Source organism: Paludibacter jiangxiensis (assembly GCF_001618385.1).
GTDB lineage: Bacteria > Bacteroidota > Bacteroidia > Bacteroidales > Paludibacteraceae > Microbacter > Microbacter jiangxiensis.
In genome coordinates this window covers 895,666-918,059 of sequence record NZ_BDCR01000001.1, presented here as the reverse complement: position 1 = coordinate 918,059, position 22,394 = coordinate 895,666, and the positions used below count along the sequence as shown (strand labels likewise).

Genomic DNA, 22,394 nt, shown 5'->3' with positions numbered 1-22,394 from the left:
CGAATCCCGTTTTACGGGAGAGTTCCATACTTCCTTAGACGAAAAAATTATTATAGTATGAAATTAGATTTCGCAAAAGGCAACGGCCTGATTCCTGCCATCATTCAGGATGCCGTCACCAATAAAGTACTCATGTTGGGTTACATGAACGAAGAGGCTTACGAAAAAACAGTGACCACCAAACAGGTAACATTTTTCAGCCGTACCAAAAACCGTCTGTGGACAAAAGGAGAAGAGAGCGGCAATTTTCTGAATGTCGTTTCTATGGCTCCCGATTGCGATAACGATACATTGCTCATCAAAGTGCATCCGGTAGGCCCGGTTTGCCACACCGGCGACGATACCTGCTGGGGAGAAACCAATAGCAACGATATCCAGTTCCTCGCTTATTTGCAGGACTTTATCGACAAGCGCAAAAAAGAGATGCCCGAAGGGTCTTACACTACTTCGCTGTTCAACAAAGGCATCAACCGCATGGCTCAAAAGGTGGGCGAAGAAGCCGTGGAAACAGTTATCGAAGCCACCAACGGCACCGACGATCGCATGATTTATGAGGCTTCCGACCTGATTTATCACCTCATCGTTTTGCTAACATCGAAAGGATATCGCATCGAAGATTTAGCAAACGAATTGAAAAAGAGACACAAAGAGTAATCAATTCGATAATTTGAAAATGTGTCAATTTGAAAATCATCGAATTGGCTCATTTTCAAATTTTCAAATTTTCAAATTGATAGATGAACTATTACAGCACCAACCACCAGTCGTCGATAGCTTCTTTGCAGGAAGCCGTAGTGAAAGGACTGGCTCCCGATAAAGGGCTTTACATGCCTGAAAAAATCAAGGCTCTGCCTGCCGGATTTTTCGAAACGATCGACCAACTCTCTTTTCAGGAAATTGCCTATCGCGTTGCCGATGCATTTTTCGGAGAAGATATCGAGGCCGATACACTGAAGCAAATCGTTTACGATACACTCAGTTTCGAAACTCCGGTCGTCAAGGTAGAAGAAAACATCTACAGCCTTGAACTTTTCCACGGCCCGACACTCGCGTTCAAAGACGTGGGAGGCCGCTTTATGGCGCGCTTGCTGGGATATTTCATTAAAAAACAAGGGCAAACCGACGTCAACGTGTTGGTGGCAACCTCGGGCGATACCGGAAGCGCCGTTGCCAACGGATTCCTCGGCGTAGAGGGAATTCATGTTTACGTACTTTATCCCAAAGGGTTGGTAAGCGAAATTCAGGAGAAACAATTCACCACGCTGGGCAAAAATATCACCGCTTTGGAAGTCGACGGCACGTTCGACGATTGCCAGCGTCTGGTAAAATCGGCCTTCATGGACGAAGAGTTGAACGCAAAACTAAAACTGACTTCGGCCAACTCCATCAACGTAGCGCGTTTCCTTCCGCAGGCATTTTACTACTTCAACGCTTACGCCCAGCTCAAAAAACAGGGCAAAGCCGACAATCTGGTGGTTTGCGTACCAAGCGGAAACTTCGGAAACATCACGGCCGGACTTTTCGGTAAACGAATGGGTCTTCCTATCAAACGTTTTATCGCGGCCAACAATCAGAACGACATCTTCTTACAATATCTCGAAACCGGAAAATATTCTCCTCGTCCTTCGGTGGCTACCATCGCCAACGCCATGGACGTAGGCGACCCAAGCAACTTTGCCCGTGTGCTCGATCTATACGGCAATTCGCACGAAAATATCTCGGCTGATATTTCAGGCTGTCGTTACCTCGACGAACAGATAGGTGCAACAATGAAGAGTTGTTACCAATCGACCGGTTACCTGCTCGATCCTCACGGAGCCTGCGGCTATCAGGCCTTGAAAGAGGGTCTGAAAGAAGGCGAAACAGGGGTTTTCCTCGAAACAGCTCATCCGGCAAAATTTGTTGGAACCGTCGAAGCAATCATTGGCGAAAAGGTTGCTATTCCTGAAAAATTGCAGGAATTCATGAAAGGGGAAAAACTCAGCTTCGAACTTTCAAAAGAGTTTGCCGATTTCAAGAAATTCCTTTTGCAATAACTATATTTGTGCATCCCGCTTTACGAAGGGCGGGATGATTAATTGTTATGCAAATGAGAAAGCGATACATATTGACTATTATAGCATCAGTTCTATCGCTTTATTCTGCCTGTGGAATCAATATTGATTCGCTAATGAATAAAATAAGTCGGCTGAATTTTTATTTTATTCCCACATTATCCTACCAGAAAGAAACCGGCAACCTTTTTGGAATCAACGGAGGTTATTATTTCCACTTTATCGATTCCACAAGAATCAGCAGCCTTTCTTTCAACGAGGTATTCACTCAAAAACATCAATATTCGCTTAGTTTCTCTCCCCGCCTCTACCTGGGCGGAGGAGGCAAATGGACCCTTTTCGGCAACATTTCGGCACAGAAATTTCCGGCAAGTTTTATTGGCATAGGTAACGATCATCATAAGTTTCTAAAAGATCCAATAGCTTATACTTCCCGTAATTATTCGTTCAACTTCCAATTTCAGCGATTCCTGAGCAAACATCTGAGTCTCGGTCTGCTGTTTTCTCTTCAAAGCGAAAAACCCGTTTTGGAAGACAGCTTGAAATTCAAGGCAATGGGTGTTCATGTAACCGGATGGAAGCCCTATTCTCTGCTTGGCGTTGGCGGCGTTATCACCTACGATTCACGCGACAACCTGTTTTATCCAACAAAAGGAATTCTGGGAAGCGCCAGCCTCGTACATTTCGATCCGTTCTGGGGAAGCTCGTACAACATTGTCCAAGTAGGAATCGATTTTCGCCAGTACATAGCACTTTACAAGCAACATGTTTTTGCATGGCAATTTGTCACCGACTGGCGACTGGGCAATGCCATCCCGTTTCAGATGCTTACCACCATTGGAAGCAACCAACTATTGAGAGGAATACCCGGAGGCTTGTTCCGCGACAATGTGATGGCGGCCATTCAGGGAGAATATCGGTTCCCTCTTTACAAAAATATACGGGGAGCTGTGTTTGGTTCTTCGGGCGATGTTTTCAACAGTTGCGACCTGAGTATCGACCGGTTGAAAACATCTTACGGAGCCGGTATCCGGTTTAGGCTTACACGGGGCAAAATCAATATAAGCGGACGCTGGGACATAACCCACACCAACTATGAAAAAGGAATTCAGCTGTACTTCACAGCACTGGAAGCGTTCTGAATACTACTTTATCAAACTGTTAAATTTCTGCCAGTCAAACAGCCAGGGATCTGTCTTTCGCTTGGGCGCTATATCGTTGTGACCGACGATGTACTTGATCGGGTAGCGGGATTTGATGTCCTTCACCAATTCGGCCAGTGCCTTGTACTGAAGTTCGGTCGGAGGATCGGTCGGCGAGTTGAGCAGTTCGATGCCAATAGACGAACCGTTGAGCATCTTTCTCCCGTTTTGCGGCAGAACGCTTCTTCCGGCCTGATAAGCAATATCTTTCTCGGCCACAAGGCGATAAATATTCCCCTGACGATCAATCATATAGTGAGAGGCCACTTTATAGTGTTGAAACACTTCGATGGCACATTTCACATCATAAGGATCTCCATCCAGACAACGTGTTGAATGAATTACAATTATATCGACATTGCGCGAAGGTTTTGCGTGGTATCCGAGATGAACCCGGGAAGTGTAGTCAATAACCAAAGGAGGATTGGCCGAAGCCATATATGCGAAAACGAATGCCGCGAAAAAACTGAATGCTCTCATACTTATCAAAATAGAATGCAAAGGTAATCGTTTTCCGAATGACAAAAAAATCGTAACTTTGTAGTCTGGTTTTTGAAACCGAATGTATTGACAATTGCAGGTTTACTTTCGGATAGTAATCATTTTCGTCAAAGTAAATTCAAAACGAACAATTTATCGATTAACGATTCAACATATTCAAAAATGGCACAACAAGAAGACGTTTTTAAGAAATTAGTCGCACACTGTAAAGAGTACGGTTTTGTATTCCCTTCAAGCGAAATTTACGACGGACTTGGAGCCGTATACGATTACGGGCAAAACGGCGTTGAACTGAAAAACAATATCAAAAAATATTGGTGGGACAGCATGGTGTTGCTCCACGAAAATGTAGTGGGAATCGATGCCGCTATCTTTATGCACCCAACCACCTGGAAAGCTTCGGGTCACGTGGATGCTTTCAACGATCCGCTCATCGACAACAAAGATTCCAAAAAGCGTTACCGTGCCGATGTCCTCATTGAAGACCTGTTGGCAAAATACGACGATAAAATTGAAAAAGAAGTGGAAAAAGCCGCCAAACGTTTCGGCGAATCGTTTGATGCAGCTCTTTACCGTCAGACCAATCCCCGCGTACAGGAACACCAGGCAAAACGTGATGAAATTCACGCTCGTTTTGTAAAGGCTCTGAACGACAGCGACCTGGCTGAACTGAAACAAATCATCGTTGACTACGAAGTAGTTTGCCCCATCAGCGGAACCAAAAACTGGACAGACGTTCGTCAATTTAACCTGATGTTCTCTACCGAAATGGGTTCCACCGCCGATGGTGCCATGAAGATTTACCTTCGTCCGGAAACAGCTCAGGGTATTTTTGTGAACTACCTCAACGTACAGAAAACCGGCCGCATGAAGATTCCTTTCGGTATCGCTCAAATCGGTAAGGCTTTCCGTAACGAAATCGTTGCCCGTCAGTTCATCTTCCGTATGCGTGAATTTGAACAGATGGAGATGCAGTTCTTCGTACGCCCTGGCACCGAAATGGAGTGGTTCAAACAATGGAAGGAAACCCGTCTGAAATGGCATAAAGCTCTCGGACTTGGCGACCACAAATATCGTTTCCACGATCACGACAAACTGGCTCACTATGCTAATGCCGCTACCGATATCGAATTCGAAATGCCGTTTGGCTTCAAGGAAGTGGAAGGTATCCACTCACGTACCGATTTCGACCTGAGCAGCCACGAAAAATATTCGGGCAAAAGCATCAAATATTTCGATCCCGAACTCAACGAATCATACACTCCGTACGTTATCGAAACCTCGATTGGTGTCGACCGTACATTCCTCTCTATCATGGCAGCTTCGTACACCGAAGAACAGCTTGAAAACGGAGAAAGCCGCGTAGTGTTGAAACTTCCGGCAGTGTTGGCTCCGATCAAACTGGCCGTTATGCCATTGGTGAAAAAAGACGGACTACCCGAGAAAGCACGCGAAATCATGAACAGTTTGAAGTTCGATTTCAAATGCCAGTACGACGAAAAAGACTCCATCGGGAAACGCTACCGCCGTCAGGATGCCATCGGTACTCCTTTCTGCGTAACAGTAGACCATGACTCATTAACCGATAACACAGTAACCATCCGCTACCGTGACACCATGCAACAGGAACGTGTTCCTGTAGAAAAACTGCATGAAATAATCGCACAGAAAGTTTCGATGAAGGAACTGTTCAAGAAGATTGTTGAATAAGATTCACAACAATTATTAACCCATTGAAGCGGCTGAAAGGTTCATTTTCAGCCGCTTTTGTTTTTTCTAAAAGTTGAATTACCTTTGCTTCGGTTAAAATTTACGTCATGAAGTGGCCTTTGCAGAAAATATGGATTCACACACTTTGCTGGGTGGCATTTGCCCTGCTCCCCATCATCGTCTCTCCCGATTTTTCGTTCTTCGGATCGTGGGAGATCGGTAAACCCGATATCCGGAATTTCATCAGTTCGTTGCTGATGATCCCCTATTTTTATGCCAACTTCTATTATTTTATTCCAAACTATTATCACAGAAAGAGATACCTGCAATTTGGTTTGATTACAATTGGCTGTTTTGCCCTGATAACAATTTTTCCGTCTATATTGATTCCGGAGCATTGGGGTGTTCCACAACACATGCCACACGAACCGCACAACCCGATGATGCCACCACCCATGGATCACGGTGAGATGCAACATCATCAGCCCCAGCATCATTGGATAATGCCGTTTCAGCTGGAATCGAACTTTTTGAAGTTTCTCATTATCTTATTTTTATCCATATTGTTGAAATTAAGAGAATTATGGATCAAAGCTCAGGATGAGAAAAAAGCATCAGAACTTTCTTATCTTAAATTGCAGGTCAATCCACATTTTTTGTTCAATACGCTGAATAGTATCTATTCTTTGTCGCTCGAAAAATCGGATAAAACACCATCGGCAATTATAAAACTCTCTGAACTAATGCGGTATGTAACCAGCGAAGTTAATGACGATTTTGTTCCTTTACAAAAGGAAGCCAACTACATTAGCAATTACATTGAGCTGCAACGCCTCCGCCTTGGAGAAACAGCCTCAGTCGATTACAGTATTACAGGCAATATTACCGAACAGAAAATTGCTCCTCTGATATTGATACCATTTATCGAAAATGCCTTTAAATTCGGGGTAAATCCAGAAGAACCATCCCATATTAAAATCTGCCTCATAATAAATGCAGACAAGCTTACGTTATCGGTTTATAACAAAAAAGTAAAACTGGACAAAAACATCAAAGCTAACGGAACCGGGCTCAAAAACGTTCGTAAACGACTGGCATTGATATATCCTACGACACACACACTTAGCATTCGCGAGTCTGAAAAAGACTTCTCCATTGAATTAACTATCTCCCAGATATGATCAGAGCTATTGCCATTGATGATGAACCTCCTGCATTGAAAGTGATTGAAAAGTTCTGTGTCGATTGCGGATTCATAGAATTACAAAAGACTTTTACGCAGCCACAGGAAGCTCTGCGTTTTCTGAAAAAATATCCCGTCGATTTACTATTCCTCGACATTCAGATGCCATCTGTCAACGGTGTGCAGTGGTACAAACACCTTGATACGCCGGTAATGGTGATATTCACCACTGCATACTCCGAATATGCTGTAGAAGGTTTCAACGTCAACGCGATCGATTACCTTTTGAAACCTTACACTTACGAACGATTTTTACATGCCGCACAAAAAGTTCAACATCTTTTAGACCGAAAAACCGGTTCTTCGCCATTCGGTTCTTCCCTGATTATTCGGGCTGACTACACGCTCATCAAAATCAGTTTCGACTCTATTTTATACATTGAAGGTCTGGATGATTACCTGAAAATTCATCTCTCCAACGGGAAACCTGTAGTAGTCAGAATGACAATGAAGAGTATTCTGGAAAAGCTCCCTCCCGATCAGTTTATCCGTACACACAAATCATACATTGTTGCCTCAGGGAAAATAGAAAGCATCAGAAACAAAATGATTACAGTTGGAGAAAAACAAATCCCTATTGGCAATCGATTTGAAGAAGATTTCTTCAGAACATTCCACAACTAAGATTTCCCCTCAACAAACAGCCTCTTTACCTCATTTATTTGACAGGTGTGAATTGTTAATTTACTTTTGCATCGTAATAATCCTGCAATATATTTGTAGTCGCCTGACTACAAATGTGATGTAGATTATGCAATAAAGTTCATCGCTTTATTTATAGGAATGGTTCTGCCGGAATGCACCGGCACAATGCACTTTCGGCAGACTTTTCCTGACTTAAACCTTAACAAACACACCAGCCTATCAGCGACATCTCTACTCGTTTTTTAACCTTGTAAACACAAACAACCGGAGTGTTTGGCCAGACCAAATCCGTACGGTCATTAAGTTTTCCAAGCAACTCATGCACTAAAACTACGAGAAGATGAACGCAATTTCCGATTCTCTTAAATTGTTCGAACCTATTTGCCTTTCTGAAATGGATAAGGTACGTCTGCTTGACCGAACGGATACCAAGTACATTTTTCACATCGGTCAACTACAGGATATTCTACTCCAAAGTCAACCTAAATACAAGGTATTGACAATCGGCGGACAACAATACGGCCATTATGAAACCCGCTATCTGGATACTCCCGATTATTCTCTTTACACCAATCACCACAACGGAAGGGGCAACCGGTACAAAATCCGCTTCCGCACCTATGTCGACTCTGACCAGAGTTTTTTCGAAATCAAATTTAAATCGAACAAAGGACGCACCGTAAAAAGCCGAATGAAATTAAACGAATCCCGGTGCTTCCTCTCGGAAGAAATATCCGGCTTTCTTGAAAATGAAACGGCCCTGAAAGCCGAATCACTCAACGAAGCCATACAGATCAATTACAACCGTATTACTCTTGTAAATAAATCTTTGACGGAGAGACTTACCATTGATTTCGACATGACTTATCAGATCAATCAGGAAACACATTCATTCCCAAATCTGGTAATTGCAGAAGTAAAACAGGGAAAAAACGGACGCTCCCCTTTCCGGTCTCTTATGCAGGATGAACATATCCAATGTCTCTCTATCAGCAAATACTGCCTCGGAATTGCGAGCTTCGTTCCCGACGTGAAAACAAATTCATTTAAATCCAAATTGCTATATGTTAACAAATTGTCTAATCTCAATGCGACCTAAAATTATCCTCCTGGCGCTAATGCTGGTAACGGTACTCCCCTGCACAATTCAGGCGGCACCATCATTACCCAACGGAATCTTCTCTTCGGACGATCCTATTAACGTGAACGTTACAACAGAAAAGAAAAAGGAGGTCATCGAGATCAATCCAAATTTCTTTGCCGGCATTGCTATCGACATCGTAACGGTTATTTTGATAATACTTTGCGTCTATTACCCGAACTACAAGAAGATGGATACCATCTTTACATTTATACTGTTCAATATTACCATTTTCCTGTTGACGTTCGTGCTGAACAAGGTCAAACTCTCAATGGGAGCTGCGTTCGGTCTTTTTGCTGTCTTTTCGATGCTGCGTTACCGAACTTCGGGCATCAGCATGAAAGATATGACGTATCTATTCATTTTCATTGCAGTCGGGTTAATCAGTGCTATTCAGATGGAAATATGGGATCTGGCTGTGATCTGCGGAATTATTTTCGTTGCCACACTCTTGCTTGATTCAAAGTTTGTTATCAAACGCGAATCGACCAAAACAGTCCTTTTTGAAAAAGTGGAGATGATAAAACCCGAATTTTCGGCCGATTTGCTCAATGAACTAAAGAATCGCACCGGGTTGAATATCCACCGGTTCGATGTAAACGAACTTAACTACATGAAGGACACAGCATCCATCACTATTTACTATTACGAATAATGAATATTCACCTTACAAAACACCTTATGAATCATTTACGCATCTGCACGCTAACTCTCATTGTGCTGTTAGCCACAACTCTTGCCCATTCTCAGACCACAAATGATTTCGGAATATGGACTTCATTCGGTTTGGAAAAGAAACTGGGGAAATGGGATCTCGGTACGGAATTTGAACTTCGTACGATGGACAACACATCCAAGATAAATCGGTTGAGCTTGCAACTTGAAGCTTCATATGCAATATGGAAGCCGTTGAAAGTCGGCTTAAGTTACCAGTTTATCGATTTCAACGACACCAAATATTCCGACTTTCAACCCCGTCATCGATTCAATTTGTTTGCTACCGGATCACAAAAACTTGGGAACTTCAATTTCTCGCTGCGGGAACGCTTGCAATTGACCACCAAAGACGAAAGCGACCGTATCAAATCGAGCGGAGCTATCGACACCTACAAAATAAATCCAGCTTGGATTTGGCGTAACCGGTTGAAAGTATCTTACAACATTTCACATTGCAAGATCACCCCCTACGGATCATTCGAAACATTTTACCAACTGAACAATCCGGACGGTAATGTTTTTGAAGATTTCCGTTACACAATCGGGTTAAATTACACAATGAAAAAAAAGCACAAATTCGATTTTTACTATCTGATAGACAACGAAATTAATGTAAAAGATCCGGTTCGCCGCTTTGTTGTGGGAGTCGGCTATACCTATTCATTCTGAAAACCTATTACTAACCTCTAAAAAAGCAACACCTATGTTTCGAAAATATCTCTATTTCGCTCTTCTCTTATTCTCTGTCATTTTTATCAGTTCATGCAGTAAAAATAGTCTTCTCGACGAAGAGAGTGACGACGACAGTGATAACGTCCGTGTCGGTGTAACTCACGAAGAAGCATCCGATTACGTGTACGATGCCTCCACGGCCATCGGTATTGTGTTCAACGGTACATCCATCACTACCAGTTCTTCTAACGTCACCGTAAGCGGAAGTACCGCCACCATCACAGCAGGCGGAACTTATACCATTTCGGGATCGCTCACCAATGGGCAACTCATTGTGAATGCATCGGGGGCTGTGGTTAAAATTATTATGAACGGAGTTACCATGGCCAACTCAAGCACCTCTCCGTTTTATATTAAGAAATCGCAAAAAACTATCCTGATTCTGGCCGATAACACCACAAATAAGGTTACCGATGCAACTTCGTATGCTTCATCCGACGAACCGAACGCTGCCATTTTCAGCAATTGCGACATGACGATCTTTGGGAACGGTGCGCTAACCGTCAATGGGAATAAATACGATGGCATTGCAACCGACGACGGATTGATTATAAAAAGCGGTACAATCAACGTAACAGCTGTTGACGATGCTATCCGAGGAAAAGATTATCTGATTGTAAGAGACGGAACGATTACCGCAAAAGGAAATACCGGCCACGCCCTTAAATCGAATAACGATACCGACAAGGGCTATGGCTTTATTGATGTAGAAGGAGGTACATTTAACCTCACCTCCACTTCCGCAGACGGAATCCATGCGAAAAAAAGGGTGATCATAAATGGCGGAACATTCAGTATTGCGGCTACCGCCAGTCAGGGGCTCAAGGCCGACTCTTCAGTTGTGATCAATAACGGAACCATCAACGTTTCCACCTCGCGGGAAGGAATAGAAAGTTTTGTCATCAAAATAAACGGAGGATCGACTAACATTACAGCATCCAATGACGGCCTGAATGCTACGGCAGGAACCGTTGCGGGAGGCACAGAGTCGAACGACGGAAGCTGCATCTACATCAACGGCGGAACCATAAATCTTTCAGTGTCTAACGGAGATGGAATTGACAGCAACGGCAATGTCGTTATGACAGGAGGTACCGTATCTGTACACGGACCAAGCTCACAACCCGAAGTAGCACTTGACTACAACGGCTCCTTCAACATTTCCGGGGGAACACTCATAGCCGCAGGGCCCAACTCGGGGAATATGATTCAGAGCGTTAGTTCCGGATCTTCACAATGTTCGCTCAAAATCCTGTTTAGTTCGAATATTTCGGCAGGAACGCTGTTCCACTTACAGGATGCCAGCGGAAACGATCTGATAACCTTCAAACCCACAAGAGCCTACTATTATGTAGTATTTTCATCGTCAGCACTGAAGAGTGGCTCAACCTATTATCTCTACACAGGAGGATCCTCAACCGGAACGGAATCCAATGGTGTATATTCCGGCGGGGCTTACACCGGCGGCACATTACGGAAATTCTTTACTATTTCCAGCACTCAAACATCAATCTCAGGCATCTAACCAAAATCGGAAGGGCGGCAAACTACTTTTTGCCGCCCTTTGTTTATACTCACATTAAACCCGTAATAAAAACAGATTAAATTTGGTCAGAACTTAATTTTGCATTAATTTTGTGCTCCCAATCAAGCCTCTTTAGCTCAGTGGTAGAGCAGCTCACTCGTAATGAGCAGGTCGAGGGTTCAACTCCCTTGAGAGGCTCCACAAAAAAACGCGTTGCAAGAAGAACTCTTACAACGCGTTTTTTATATTCTGTATCTGCTACTTGACCGGGATAACCAGTTGTAAAGGTGCTGTCGTATACTGAGAGGTGGAAACCACAGAAAATGTCACTCCTGATGTTTTTGTCGGTTTCTTAGCAACATATAGTACATTAAAAGTAATGGTGCCAATATTTAGATCCGAAAGATACAAATAACCTTTGGATATATCCGTTTTACTATTGCTCAGAATACCTGAACTAATTGATGCCAGATCAGGAAAAGAGATTGCCGAATAAGTTGTGTCATTTGTAACCTGAACACTTACCAAAGGATTTGAAAGCCCCTGAGCAATAACACAGAAATTCAAGACATCCCCTACATGCAATGTATCGAGAGTTGATGTGGCTGTCAGATTGACCCCGTTTAACGAAGTTGCTGCTACACTTATCTGAGGAGAATACTCAGAATCTCCTGCCCCGATCTTACAAGAAGAGAACAAAAACACTCCCAATAAACTAAAAAGAAATATCAGTTTCTTCATTTGATAATAAATTTGACGTTTGGTTAATTATTTATATCTCTCAAACCTGAAGATTGATCCCGGCAGGACATGAGAAGAGTAAACACAATGCAATTTAATAGACGGTTATTTTGAAGAAATGTTGCATTTGAATCTGCATATTAACTTTTTTTGTCGTACCCGGAAATAAGATTCCGCTTGCCATTTTCACAAGCAATTGCCTCTGAAAAAAGTATTGTATCTTTGCACGGCAAATTCTTCTTGATGTGTAAAATCAAGGAAGATTATTATCCAAAGCATCCCCTTGAGAAACTATTCCCAAACTTAATCGATAATTTTATTGCATATGAATAATTTTGTTTTTCAAAATCCCACAAAACTCATTTTCGGCAAAGGAACAATTGCAACACTCGCGACTGAAATCCCTGCCGATAAAAAAATATTGATGACCTATGGCGGTGGCAGCATCAAAGCCAATGGAGTGTATGATCAGGTAAAAGAAGCCCTGAAAAACCATTCCGTAACAGAATTTGCCGGTATTGAACCCAACCCTACTTACGAAACATTGATCAAAGCCGTAGAGATTGTAAAGGAACAAAAGATTGACTTCTTGCTGGCAGTAGGAGGCGGTTCGGTAATCGACGGAACCAAATTTATTGCAGCTGCCGTTGTTTACAATGGCGATCCATGGGATCTTTTGATAGACCAGAATAAAATTACGGATGCACTTCCTCTGGCTTCGGTATTAACACTACCGGCAACAGGTTCTGAGATGAACGGTAACGCGGTTATCTCGAAAAAAGCCACCCACGAGAAACTTGCGTTCGGTAGTATAAAAGCTAATCCGGTTTTTTCCATCCTTGATCCGGAAGTGACATACTCGCTACCCAAACGTCAGGTTGCAAACGGCATTGTAGATACCTTTGTGCATGTTTGCGAGCAATATCTCACCTACCCTTCTCAGGCGATGGTACAGGATCGCTTTGCCGAAGGAATCCTTTCGACACTTACCGAACTGGGAGAGAAGGTCATTGCCGACAATACCAACTACGATCTAATGTCTAACTTCATGTACAGCGCGACATTAGCTCTCAACGGCTTTATTGCGATGGGAGTTCCTCAGGACTGGGCTACCCACTCTATCGGTCACGAACTGACAGCTTTCCACGGTTTGGATCATGCTGTTACTCTGGCAATTGTTCAGCCGTCACTTTGGAGAGTTATGCGTGAAGAGAAAAAAGCAAAACTGCTTCAGTATGGCGAACGGGTATGGAACATCACGACAGGTTCGGACGATGAAAAAGTAGAGGCTGCTATCGCCAAAACGGAAAACTTCTACCGCAGTGTCGGCATTAAAACCAAGCTGAGCGAATACGGAATCGGCAGTGAATCAATTAACAGCATTGTAGAAAGATTTGAACAACGTGGATGGAAACTGGGTGAAAACGGGACGATTACTCCCGACAAAGTCCGTGAAATCCTGAACGGATGCCTATAAGGCCTGTTTATTACTAATTTTTGTATCGATGCGCAGACCTATCATTCTCTTACTGTTTTTCGTTTCAATCGTAACCGCCGGAGCCGTCACTTTGTCCGACTCGGCTAAAGTGTCGCTCCTCACCTGTGGCCCCGGGCCGGAACTATATGCGAAATTCGGGCATTCCGCCATTCGCATATCCGATCCGGCTAACCATCTTGATATCAGTTTCAACTATGGATATTTCGATTATAACACCCCGGGGTTCTATTACAAATTTGTCAACGGAGAAACCGATTATCAACTGGGAGTTACCGAAACTTCGGAATTTATACTTGAATACCAGCTCCGACAGATAAACATGTGGGAACAGGTGCTTAACCTGAAACAAAGTGAAAAACAGGCTCTGTTTGACGCATTGGTTGAGAATTATAAGCCCGAGCATCGGTACTACCGTTACAATTTTGTTTTCGACAACTGTGCCACACGCCCCCGCGACATGATTATCGGTGCAATCAAGGGGAAAATCACGTTCGATAAAAACTTAGAAAAGAAGAAGGAAACCTTTCAGCAACTCATAGATCTCTACACCGAGGATAGCCCGGCTATCCTTTTTGGTATTCATCTGGTATTGGGAGCCCCTAAAGACAATGTCGCAACCTTTCAGCAAACCATGTTCCTTCCCGAACGGCTGATGCGTGCCGCAGCTACCGCACGGATTCAACGTGACAGTACTACAGTTCCGTTGGTAAGTAGTTCGTCGCAACTGGTTACCGCACAAGGAAAAGATATAAAACCGGCATTTAATTATATCCCCTGGATTTGCGTTCTGTTATTGTTAGTAACATTGTGGATTTGCTCAAAAGACAAACGCAATCGGAAGCTCTCAATTTGGTTTGATGCTATTTTATTCGGAATTGGAGGAGCTGCCGGCTTTATCGTATTTTACCTGACTTCTTTCTCCGTTCATCCGCTGGTATCTTCCAACTGGAATGTTGTGTGGCTGAATCCACTCTTGCTGGTTTTCGCGTTTACAGTTTGTTTTCGGCAAACCCGCAAATTTGCATTCTACCTGCAATTTCTATTCCTTGCCTGCGAGGTATTTATGATGATAACCTTGTTTATGCTACCACAAAGTTTTGTGATAGCTGAGATTCTGTTGATTATTGTTTTGGCTTTACGCTCGATTATGTATTTGAGACTGAAAGGAGAATACTTTAGGAGCGTAGTCATTGCAAATGGAAAAGCAAAAAAGAAATGAAATGAGCATAATTGGGGAATAAGCAATCGAAATAATTATTCCCCAATCATGCAATTCCATGTGACTTTAATGTAAAAATAAACGCATGAAATCGTTTTGCCTGTATGTAGCATTTTTTATCGGCCTGACAGGTTCAGTGTATGCTGCAAACGAACCCGAACGCCCTCGTTTGGTAGTCAATATTGTAATTGATGGACTTCAGCCGGAACACCTGACCACCCTCTGGAATCTTTTCGACAAAGGAGGCTTTCGCCGCCTTTACAGTCAGGGCGCAGTTTGCCGGCATACGTATTATCCGATTCTTTCGTGCGGAGCCGCAAGCGACTATGCCTCTCTGGTTTGCGGCACACCTCCGTTTTATCACGGCATTACCGGTAATCAGTATTATGATCGGGCATCAGATAAACTGGAACTAAGCCTGAAAGATCCTTCAGCAGCCGGAATTGGTACAACCGAAACACTGTCTCCGAAACCGTTGCTGGCTTCTACCGTATCAGACGAGTTGAAGATGAACAGCGGGGGAAAATCCAGAGTTTTCTCCATCGGGATCAACAGTCATGAAGCCATCATGCTTGCCGGCCATGCAGCCGACGGAGCAGTGTGGATTGACAACAACTCAGGTCATTTTGCCACTACCTCCTTTTACCCATTGGGCTTGCCTCGCTGGGCGGATCAGATGAACGTGGATCATTCGCTTGAAACGACAATACTGGAAGACTGGTTCCCTTTATATCCTATCAATACCTACCTGTTTCCACCCAAAAGAAAGGATGCTGCAAGGGGTTTTGTCTATTTCAACACCGGGAAGTCCGTTTCGGAACGTGTGCAGCATTTCAAGCATACACCCTTTGTCAACCAGATTGTAAAAGATGCTGCTCTCAAAGCAGTTGTCACTGAAAAGATGGGAATAGGAGGTACAACAGATTATCTCGGATTACAGTTTTCCCTTCAAACAAACGGCGATGATTCGTTTGAAATGCTTTCGGCAGAAAAAGAAGACATGTACCTGCGACTGGATAAATACCTCTCTGAACTGATTGATAAGATTGATCAAAGCGTCGGGTTGAACCATGCGTTGTTTGTTGTTACCGGTAGTCAGGGCGAGATTCACTCGCAAAATACGCTGGCCAATTACAAGATAAGCGGAGGCACATTCGTTCCGTCAAGTTCAATGGCCTTGCTCAACCTTTACCTCATGGCTGTATATGGCCAGAATCAGTGGGTTACCGGCTATTTCAACAAAAACATCTATCTTGACCGTAAAACAATCGAGAAAAAAGGAATTTCGATGAACGCCATCCAGCAACATTGCGCTGACTTTATGATGGAACTACAGGGAGTACAAACAGCATTCACGACTCAGGAAATACTTCATTCGGACGGTAAAGGATATGATGAACAATCGCGAATGAAAAATTCTTATAATAAGAATCACTCCGGAGATGTAGTTTTCTCACTGATGCCGGGATGGGTAGAAGCCGATGCTTCAGGGAAAATCATATCGGCGAGCAACCGAAAAGAGTCTTATGTTCCGTTCATCCTGTTCGGTTATTCAATTAACTCACAAACCATTACTTCTGCCAACATCACAGACATTGCGCCAACGGTAAGTAATTTACTCCATATTCCCAGTCCGAATGCCTGTGTCGGACGAAATCTCATACTTGTGTTAAATGAAGTAAAACATTGAAAAACCCGCTTTTGTATGTAAATTCTTAGGGAAATACTTGTGTGGTAAAACAAATTTTTTTATCTACCTTTGCGTTGTTTTTTTGACTTAATATACTTATTTCATCAATATGGGCGAAGCTACCAAAGTATTGTTTATCACGCAAGAAATCACTCCTTACTTGCCTGAATCAGAAATCTCAACCATCTGTCGGCAATTACCGCAGGCGGTTCAGGACGGAGGAAAGGAAATTCGCACGTTCATGCCAAAGTTCGGTTGTATCAACGAGCGCCGCAATCAACTACATGAAGTACAACGACTTTCAGGTATGAATCTCATTATTGATGATACCGATCACCCTCTCATCATCAAGGTAGCGTCTATTCAGGCTGCCCGCATGCAGGTTTATTTTATAGACAACGATGACTATTTTCATCACCGTCAAACCATGGCCGATGAGAATGGGGTGGAATATGAAGACAACAACGAAAGAACTATCTTTTTTGCACGTGGTGTTTTGGAAACAGTAAAGAAACTCCGCTGGACTCCCGATGTGATTCACTGTCATGGCTGGATGACTGCTCTGGTTCCTCTTTACATCAAGAAAGCATATCACGACGATCCTTTCTTCCGCAACTCAAAAATCGTTTATTCTGTTTATAACGACGACTTCAAAACTCCGTTCAAAGAAGGATACGATACGATATTACGCCTTGACGGTGTGGAAGATTCGGATTTGACTTCAATAAAGAATCAATCTGTTGATTTTGTTGCACTTTCGAAACTGGCTCTCGATTTTTCAGATGCCGCTATCGAAGGCAGCGAAACTATAAACGCCCAGGTGAAAGAATATGCTTCTGAGAAATTCTCCGATAAGTTTTTATCACATCAAACCGCGGAAACCTATATTAAGGCGTACACCGATTTGTATGATAAAGTAATGTGATAAAAGCGGGCAAGAGAATACGACAGATAACAATAAATTGTTTAGTTCTTCATTTATGAAACACGCCGGCTTGGCAACTGATCTCTTCACTTCCAAAAGAAACCGGATACGTGTTCTTTCATTCCTTAATGATTAACAAATTATTGTCATATGAAGCGATCATGTTTTCAAAAACATCCAAGAATGCGATGCTGTTGTAACATGGTGTTCCATATGTTCTTAAACAAGAAAATTATTATCATATGAAACAAGCATGATTACAGAGATTCACCAACGAGAGTGATAATCTGACATGCGAGTTCCATACGACCTTAAAAAAACAATTATTATCGTATGAAATTTTTCCTGAATGTAGTATGTGCCGCTACTATTTTGATGTTCTCCTCCTGTTCCGGGGATTATGATTTGGGGACTTCTATTCAGCCCTCCGGAGATGGAATAGTATTGGGTACTGACACATGTTATGTTAATTCATTCAGCATAAAAACAGGTGCGAACAGTTCACCGGCAAGTTGCTCGGCAGACTCGCTTCTGTTGGGAGAATTTTATAACGCTACGTACGGAACAACGCGGGGTGAGATTCTTGCCCAGTTTACCGCTCCCAGCAAATTTTCGCTGCCTGCCGGAGCAGTAGCAGATTCTTTGTCGTTAACCCTTGTATTCAATACCTGGAAAGGAAGCAAACATTCTCCGGTACAAATCTCGGCTTACGAAATGGACAAGGGAACTCTCGATTACAACACTACCTACTACACCACTGAGGATGCTTCTAAATATTGTTCAAAAAGCAAACTTCTGGGTTCGCGTATTTCGGTAGCAGTGCCCGACACTTTAACGGACACCACCTCATACCAACCGCATCTGAAATATAAATTCTCGGCAGATGAAGTCAAACGATTCTTTCAGGCCGCTCAGGATGGCACTTTTAATACACAGAGTTCATTTGCGAACTTCTTTAAAGGTATTTACCTCCGCTCCGAATACGGCGACGGTTCTATCTGGAATATTCACCACCTGTACATGACTTTGTACTACAAATATCATGCATTTGTGTCCAATAAAGATACCGTACTTACGTCTGGTCTTATTTTCCCGGCCAGCAAAGATGTACGTCAGATAGGTCTTATATCGCATAAAGACATTATCAGCACCGTTGCCAGCATACCTGATTCGGTCACCTACATTACTTCTCCTGCCGGTATCTATACACAGGTGAATATACCTGTAGGAAGAATCTTCAACAAGATTAAAAACCATAAAGATAAAAATGGCAATTACGATTTAGCGGGTAAAGTTGTCAATTTCAATCATTCAGGAATGACAGTCGAAGTTGTCAACAGGGATACGATCAATCCTTATGCATTAAAACCACCGACAACACTGTTGCTGACCCGCAAAGCAAACCTGCTCAATTATCTGAAGAATTACAACTATTCCAGTGATACCTTAATGGTAGCAACCTACAACTCGACAAAGCATTGCTATACCTTCGACCTTTCATCAATGCTCACGGCCAAACTGCATAAATACTATGGAAATTCTGTCATTCCGGCAGATGCAGTTGAAGAGATGGTATTGGTACCGATAGAATACACCTTAGCAAGTAGCAGTTCAAGCACAATAACGTCTATTAAACAACAATCAACGCTCAGTGGGGTGCAAATAAGAAACAAAAAGACCCATAATAAGAGTTACGATTCACCTCTACGAATTAATATAATCTATAACGGATTCTGACGGGGTTCGGAAAGAATAACAGAGGCTGTCTCACAATGAGACAGCCTCTGTTGTTTTAAAGCCTCCAACATGTTCGTATGAAAACTTCTTCGGAGGCAAAATCCTCGCCAAGATCGTTAAATGATAAAACATTTATTTGTATAATATAAATAATTATACAAACACAAATGAATTCTCAATATATAAATACGAATAAGTACATTTGCAAAACAAACCGTCTTTATCAGCGGCAGCTTAAGCAAAGCTGCCTGATTCTTTTAACTAACCGAAATCGAAAAGTAGCAGAAGAGCCTGTTGGTAAAAACCGACGAAACTTTAATTCCCGGCTTTTGGATAAAATACTTTTCAAACAGCCAGTAAAGATTAATAAACGTCGGAATAGCATAATATTCCGATAAAGAGATAAACGCAAACCAGTGCAAATAATTCACATTATGCTTATTATTAGCGCTTTAACTTCATGGCGACGGGATATTGCTCTGAAATTTTGACACTCTGCTTACTGATCAACACCATATTATTGTTTTACCTAAAACCACACCAATGAACAAAAAGATCCTCTTCACAGCATTTATCGCCATTTTAATTACCTTTAGCGCCAACGCTCAACTGTTATGGAAAATATCGGGCAACGGACTGGCCAAACCTAGCTACCTCTTTGGAACTCACCATCTGGTAGAGAAAGACCAGATAAAAAATATCGACAAAATCATCGACCTTAGCAAGCAAACCGATGCTGTGGTGGGTGAGATGGAAATTCCCGACCCGGCTACAGTCCAGATGAAAATGTTGCAAGCAGGAATGCTTACCGGCACCACTATGAAAGAGCTGCTATCTCCCGAAGATTATCAGCTTGCCGATACCGAATTTCAACAGTTGATGGGAGCTGGTCTGTCTCAATTGGGAATGATGAAGCCAATGCTGCTCGAAACACTTTATTCTGGGCTCATTTTTATGCAGGCATACGGGATGACCAAACAGCCGGAGGCGATCGATGGCATACTACAGAAAGCAGCAAAAGAGAACAATAAAAAGGTGATAGGGCTGGAAACTCTCGATCAGCAAATGGACATTATTCTCAACAGTCTTCCCTTAAAACGTCAGGCTGAAATTCTGATGTACGACATTAAAAACAAGCAAAAGGGAATTGATCTGCAATTAAGTATCACAGATGCCTACAAGAAAGGCGATATGGCAAAAGCTGACGCTCTCGATAAGGCCGACGACAGCATGACACCTGACGAAAAAAAAATCCTTGCAGAGAACCGGAATAATAACTGGATGACCCAACTACCCGAACTGATGAAATCCCAATCGTGTTTTATCGCTGTAGGATTTCTACACCTCGTAGGTGATAAAGGACTGGTGGCACAACTCAAGAAAGCAGGCTATACAATTGAAGCCGTCACCTTATAAGTGATCTTGCCCCACATCAATCATACAGTCGAAAGGCCATAACCGTATATCGTTGCGCCTATGGTAACGATACTTTGCTTAAACATCTTAGTTTTTGATTTCAGGGCGACGGGATGTCGCTCTGAAATTTTTATTTTCAAAAGAATAAAAGTAAAGTGCTGTATATCGATTCCTTTATCCTATTGTTTTATTATTCCCAGTTCAACGGCTTTGGCCATCAGGAAACGGTAGGCGGCATCGTATTCGTTGGGAATTTCGCCATCGAGAATGGCGTCTTTGATAGCATTTTTCAGTAGACCAACCTCACGGCATTGCGACAGGTTGAATATCTTCATAATTTCGATTCCGTCGATAGGAGGTTGCCAGTTGCGGATGCGATCTTTGTTCTCTATGTCGATAAGTTTTTGACGAACGAGCGCAAAATTCTCCAAATGAGTCCGCACCTTCACCTGATTTTTGGAGGTAATATCGGCTTCGCAAAGCTGCATCAGCAGGTCTATATCGTCGCCGGCATCGAACAAAAGTCGGCGAATGGCCGAATCACTTACTCCTTCCTCGCTCAGCACGATGGGGCGCATGTGTAGCGATACCATCTTTTGGACAAAACGCATCTTCTCGTTCATCGGCAGCTTCATCCGTTTGAAGATGGACGGAATCATTTTTTCACCGATAAAATTATGATTGTGGAAAGTCCAGCCGGTTTGGTCATCCCAGCGTTTGGTAACCGGTTTGGCAATATCGTGCAGCAGCGCTGCCCAACGCAACCACAGGTTGTCCGAATGCGATGCCAGTTTGTCGAGGACGGCCAGTGTGTGAACAAAATTATCTTTATGTCCTTTACCACCGCGTACATCCACCCCTTTCAGAGCCGATAATTCAGGAAAGATAATTTCCAGCAAACCCGATTTATCGAGTAAAAAGAAGCCTTCAGACGGGTGTTTTGCCGCCATCATCTTGTTCATCTCGTCGGCAATGCGTTCGGCAGAAATAATTTTAATGCGCTCACGATTGCGGACAATGGCATCGAAGGTATCGGGATGAATTTTGAATTGCAATTGCGTGGCAAAGCGTATGGCACGCATCATGCGCAACGGATCGTCGCTGAAGGTAATATCGGGATCGAGCGGCGTGCGGAGAATCTTCTTCTCCATATCTTCCAGTCCACCGAACGGATCAAGCAGTTTACCAAGTGTATCTTTATTGAGTGAAATAGCCAGTGCATTGACCGTAAAATCACGACGACGCTGGTCGTCTTCCAGTGTTCCGGCTTCCACCACCGGCTTCCGCGAATCGTGGTTGTATGATTCCCGACGGGCGCCCACAAATTCCACCTCCACACTCCCTTTCTTTAACTGAGCCGTACCGAAGGTTTTGAATACACTCAGATGGGTGCCTTTGCCCCATTTCTTTGCAACGGCCTGGGCAAGATCAATGCCGCTCCCAACGACCACCACATCGATGTCTTTCGAATTGCGTTTCAGGAAAAGGTCGCGCACGTATCCGCCTATAACGTAGCACTCGCACTGCATTTCGTCGGCAGCTTCCGAAATGAGTTGAAATATTTTATGTTGAAGAAATTCCTGCATGAACTAATTTCAGGTTCAAAGTTTCAAGTTTCAAGTTCAAAGTTTCCGGGCATGAAGACGTTGCACAAACGTAAATCTAATGGTGCAGATTCAGTTCCCCTCCCCCTTGGGA

General features: G+C 43.1%; 19 protein-coding genes and 1 tRNA gene. 17 read left to right on the top strand and 3 right to left on the bottom strand.

The features are described from left to right. Positions 1–57: 57 nt before the first annotated feature. The 3 genes from hisIE to PJIAN_RS03555 all read left to right on the top strand — a co-directional run bounded on the left by hisIE (position 58) and on the right by PJIAN_RS03555 (position 3,196). On the top strand, positions 58–654 hold the full coding sequence (gene hisIE, locus PJIAN_RS03565) for a bifunctional phosphoribosyl-AMP cyclohydrolase/phosphoribosyl-ATP diphosphatase HisIE (RefSeq protein ID WP_068702074.1): 597 nt from the start codon (positions 58–60) through the stop codon (positions 652–654). Between the two features lie 83 nt (positions 655–737). Beyond that, the gene (gene thrC / locus PJIAN_RS03560) at positions 738–2,036 is read left to right on the top strand and encodes a threonine synthase (protein ID WP_068702072.1); all 1,299 of its coding nucleotides are present in this window, start codon (positions 738–740) and stop codon (positions 2,034–2,036) included. Positions 2,037–2,089: 53 nt separating this feature from the next. After that, on the top strand, positions 2,090–3,196 hold the full coding sequence (locus PJIAN_RS03555) for a BamA/TamA family outer membrane protein (RefSeq protein WP_172795565.1): 1,107 nt from the start codon (positions 2,090–2,092) through the stop codon (positions 3,194–3,196). A gap of 3 nt (positions 3,197–3,199) precedes the next feature. Here the strand turns inward: PJIAN_RS03555 and PJIAN_RS03550 are convergent, their stop codons facing one another. Next, positions 3,200–3,736, bottom strand: coding sequence for an N-acetylmuramoyl-L-alanine amidase (locus PJIAN_RS03550; RefSeq protein WP_068702065.1), 537 nt, complete (start codon positions 3,734–3,736; stop codon positions 3,200–3,202). Positions 3,737–3,919: 183 nt separating this feature from the next. On the opposite strand from PJIAN_RS03550, the gene PJIAN_RS03545 reads away from it, so the two are divergent. The 8 genes from PJIAN_RS03545 (at position 3,920) to PJIAN_RS03510 (ending at position 11,671) form a co-directional block, all read left to right on the top strand. Then, entirely contained in the window at positions 3,920–5,467 is a 1,548-nt protein-coding gene (locus PJIAN_RS03545; RefSeq protein WP_068702726.1) for a glycine--tRNA ligase, read from the top strand. A 107-nt stretch (positions 5,468–5,574) separates the two neighbouring features. After that, positions 5,575–6,648 (top strand): sensor histidine kinase, encoded by a 1,074-nt coding sequence (locus PJIAN_RS03540; RefSeq protein ID WP_068702062.1) that lies wholly within the window; start codon positions 5,575–5,577, stop codon positions 6,646–6,648. Further along, entirely contained in the window at positions 6,645–7,334 is a 690-nt protein-coding gene (locus PJIAN_RS03535) for a LytR/AlgR family response regulator transcription factor (protein ID WP_068702060.1), read from the top strand. The genes PJIAN_RS03540 and PJIAN_RS03535 overlap by 4 nt, the downstream gene beginning before the upstream one ends. Before the next feature lie 361 nt (positions 7,335–7,695). Further along, the gene (locus PJIAN_RS03530) at positions 7,696–8,454 is read left to right on the top strand and encodes a polyphosphate polymerase domain-containing protein (RefSeq protein WP_068702058.1); all 759 of its coding nucleotides are present in this window, start codon (positions 7,696–7,698) and stop codon (positions 8,452–8,454) included. Then, positions 8,444–9,151: a DUF4956 domain-containing protein gene (locus tag PJIAN_RS03525; protein WP_068702056.1), complete on the top strand. Its 708-nt coding sequence runs from the start codon at positions 8,444–8,446 to the stop codon at positions 9,149–9,151. The genes PJIAN_RS03530 and PJIAN_RS03525 overlap by 11 nt, the downstream gene beginning before the upstream one ends. A 26-nt stretch (positions 9,152–9,177) precedes the next feature. After that, the gene (locus PJIAN_RS03520) at positions 9,178–9,882 is read left to right on the top strand and encodes a DUF2490 domain-containing protein (RefSeq protein WP_172795564.1); all 705 of its coding nucleotides are present in this window, start codon (positions 9,178–9,180) and stop codon (positions 9,880–9,882) included. A gap of 34 nt (positions 9,883–9,916) precedes the next feature. Continuing rightward, on the top strand, positions 9,917–11,470 hold the full coding sequence (locus PJIAN_RS03515) for a carbohydrate-binding domain-containing protein (protein ID WP_068702053.1): 1,554 nt from the start codon (positions 9,917–9,919) through the stop codon (positions 11,468–11,470). Positions 11,471–11,596: 126 nt separating this feature from the next. Continuing rightward, positions 11,597–11,671, top strand: a tRNA-Thr gene (locus tag PJIAN_RS03510). Between the two features lie 57 nt (positions 11,672–11,728). On the opposite strand, the gene PJIAN_RS03505 is transcribed toward PJIAN_RS03510, so the two are convergent. Next, the gene (locus PJIAN_RS03505; RefSeq protein ID WP_068702050.1) at positions 11,729–12,211 is read right to left on the bottom strand and encodes a hypothetical protein; all 483 of its coding nucleotides are present in this window, start codon (positions 12,209–12,211) and stop codon (positions 11,729–11,731) included. 325 nt (positions 12,212–12,536) lie between these two features. On the opposite strand from PJIAN_RS03505, the gene PJIAN_RS03500 reads away from it, so the two are divergent. From PJIAN_RS03500 to PJIAN_RS03475, 6 genes are all read left to right on the top strand, one after another. Further along, positions 12,537–13,688 (top strand): iron-containing alcohol dehydrogenase, encoded by a 1,152-nt coding sequence (locus PJIAN_RS03500; protein WP_068702048.1) that lies wholly within the window; start codon positions 12,537–12,539, stop codon positions 13,686–13,688. 28 nt (positions 13,689–13,716) lie between these two features. After that, complete coding sequence (locus PJIAN_RS03495) at positions 13,717–14,928, top strand: Lnb N-terminal periplasmic domain-containing protein (RefSeq protein WP_068702046.1); 1,212 nt, start codon at positions 13,717–13,719, stop codon at positions 14,926–14,928. Between the two features lie 85 nt (positions 14,929–15,013). Further along, positions 15,014–16,618, top strand: coding sequence for an alkaline phosphatase family protein (locus PJIAN_RS03490; protein ID WP_068702044.1), 1,605 nt, complete (start codon positions 15,014–15,016; stop codon positions 16,616–16,618). Between the two features lie 109 nt (positions 16,619–16,727). Then, positions 16,728–17,543: a glycogen/starch synthase gene (locus PJIAN_RS03485; RefSeq protein ID WP_068702042.1), complete on the top strand. Its 816-nt coding sequence runs from the start codon at positions 16,728–16,730 to the stop codon at positions 17,541–17,543. A 333-nt stretch (positions 17,544–17,876) separates the two neighbouring features. Continuing rightward, positions 17,877–19,280, top strand: a complete 1,404-nt coding sequence (locus tag PJIAN_RS03480; protein ID WP_068702040.1) for a DUF4270 domain-containing protein — start codon at positions 17,877–17,879, stop codon at positions 19,278–19,280. Positions 19,281–19,823: 543 nt separating this feature from the next. Then, complete coding sequence (locus PJIAN_RS03475) at positions 19,824–20,696, top strand: TraB/GumN family protein (RefSeq protein WP_068702038.1); 873 nt, start codon at positions 19,824–19,826, stop codon at positions 20,694–20,696. 179 nt (positions 20,697–20,875) lie between these two features. Here PJIAN_RS03475 and PJIAN_RS03470 read toward each other — a convergent pair whose 3' ends face one another. Next, positions 20,876–22,282, bottom strand: a complete 1,407-nt coding sequence (locus tag PJIAN_RS03470) for a CCA tRNA nucleotidyltransferase (RefSeq protein WP_068702036.1) — start codon at positions 22,280–22,282, stop codon at positions 20,876–20,878. Positions 22,283–22,394 lie beyond the last annotated feature (112 nt).

Bases quoted from the DNA above. Each gene is read 5' to 3' on its own strand.
- hisIE (WP_068702074.1), top strand. From the start codon at position 58: ATGAAATTAGATTTCGCAAAAGGCAACGGCCTGATTCCTGCCATCATT.
- thrC (WP_068702072.1), top strand. From the start codon at position 738: ATGAACTATTACAGCACCAACCACCAGTCGTCGATAGCTTCTTTGCAG.
- PJIAN_RS03555 (WP_172795565.1), top strand. From the start codon at position 2,090: ATGAGAAAGCGATACATATTGACTATTATAGCATCAGTTCTATCGCTT.
- PJIAN_RS03550 (WP_068702065.1), bottom strand. From the start codon at position 3,736: ATGAGAGCATTCAGTTTTTTCGCGGCATTCGTTTTCGCATATATGGCT.
- PJIAN_RS03545 (WP_068702726.1), top strand. From the start codon at position 3,920: ATGGCACAACAAGAAGACGTTTTTAAGAAATTAGTCGCACACTGTAAA.
- PJIAN_RS03540 (WP_068702062.1), top strand. From the start codon at position 5,575: ATGAAGTGGCCTTTGCAGAAAATATGGATTCACACACTTTGCTGGGTG.
- PJIAN_RS03535 (WP_068702060.1), top strand. From the start codon at position 6,645: ATGATCAGAGCTATTGCCATTGATGATGAACCTCCTGCATTGAAAGTG.
- PJIAN_RS03530 (WP_068702058.1), top strand. From the start codon at position 7,696: ATGAACGCAATTTCCGATTCTCTTAAATTGTTCGAACCTATTTGCCTT.
- PJIAN_RS03525 (WP_068702056.1), top strand. From the start codon at position 8,444: ATGCGACCTAAAATTATCCTCCTGGCGCTAATGCTGGTAACGGTACTC.
- PJIAN_RS03520 (WP_172795564.1), top strand. From the start codon at position 9,178: ATGAATCATTTACGCATCTGCACGCTAACTCTCATTGTGCTGTTAGCC.
- PJIAN_RS03515 (WP_068702053.1), top strand. From the start codon at position 9,917: ATGTTTCGAAAATATCTCTATTTCGCTCTTCTCTTATTCTCTGTCATT.
- PJIAN_RS03505 (WP_068702050.1), bottom strand. From the start codon at position 12,211: ATGAAGAAACTGATATTTCTTTTTAGTTTATTGGGAGTGTTTTTGTTC.
- PJIAN_RS03500 (WP_068702048.1), top strand. From the start codon at position 12,537: ATGAATAATTTTGTTTTTCAAAATCCCACAAAACTCATTTTCGGCAAA.
- PJIAN_RS03495 (WP_068702046.1), top strand. From the start codon at position 13,717: ATGCGCAGACCTATCATTCTCTTACTGTTTTTCGTTTCAATCGTAACC.
- PJIAN_RS03490 (WP_068702044.1), top strand. From the start codon at position 15,014: ATGAAATCGTTTTGCCTGTATGTAGCATTTTTTATCGGCCTGACAGGT.
- PJIAN_RS03485 (WP_068702042.1), top strand. From the start codon at position 16,728: ATGGGCGAAGCTACCAAAGTATTGTTTATCACGCAAGAAATCACTCCT.
- PJIAN_RS03480 (WP_068702040.1), top strand. From the start codon at position 17,877: ATGAAATTTTTCCTGAATGTAGTATGTGCCGCTACTATTTTGATGTTC.
- PJIAN_RS03475 (WP_068702038.1), top strand. From the start codon at position 19,824: ATGAACAAAAAGATCCTCTTCACAGCATTTATCGCCATTTTAATTACC.
- PJIAN_RS03470 (WP_068702036.1), bottom strand. From the start codon at position 22,282: ATGCAGGAATTTCTTCAACATAAAATATTTCAACTCATTTCGGAAGCT.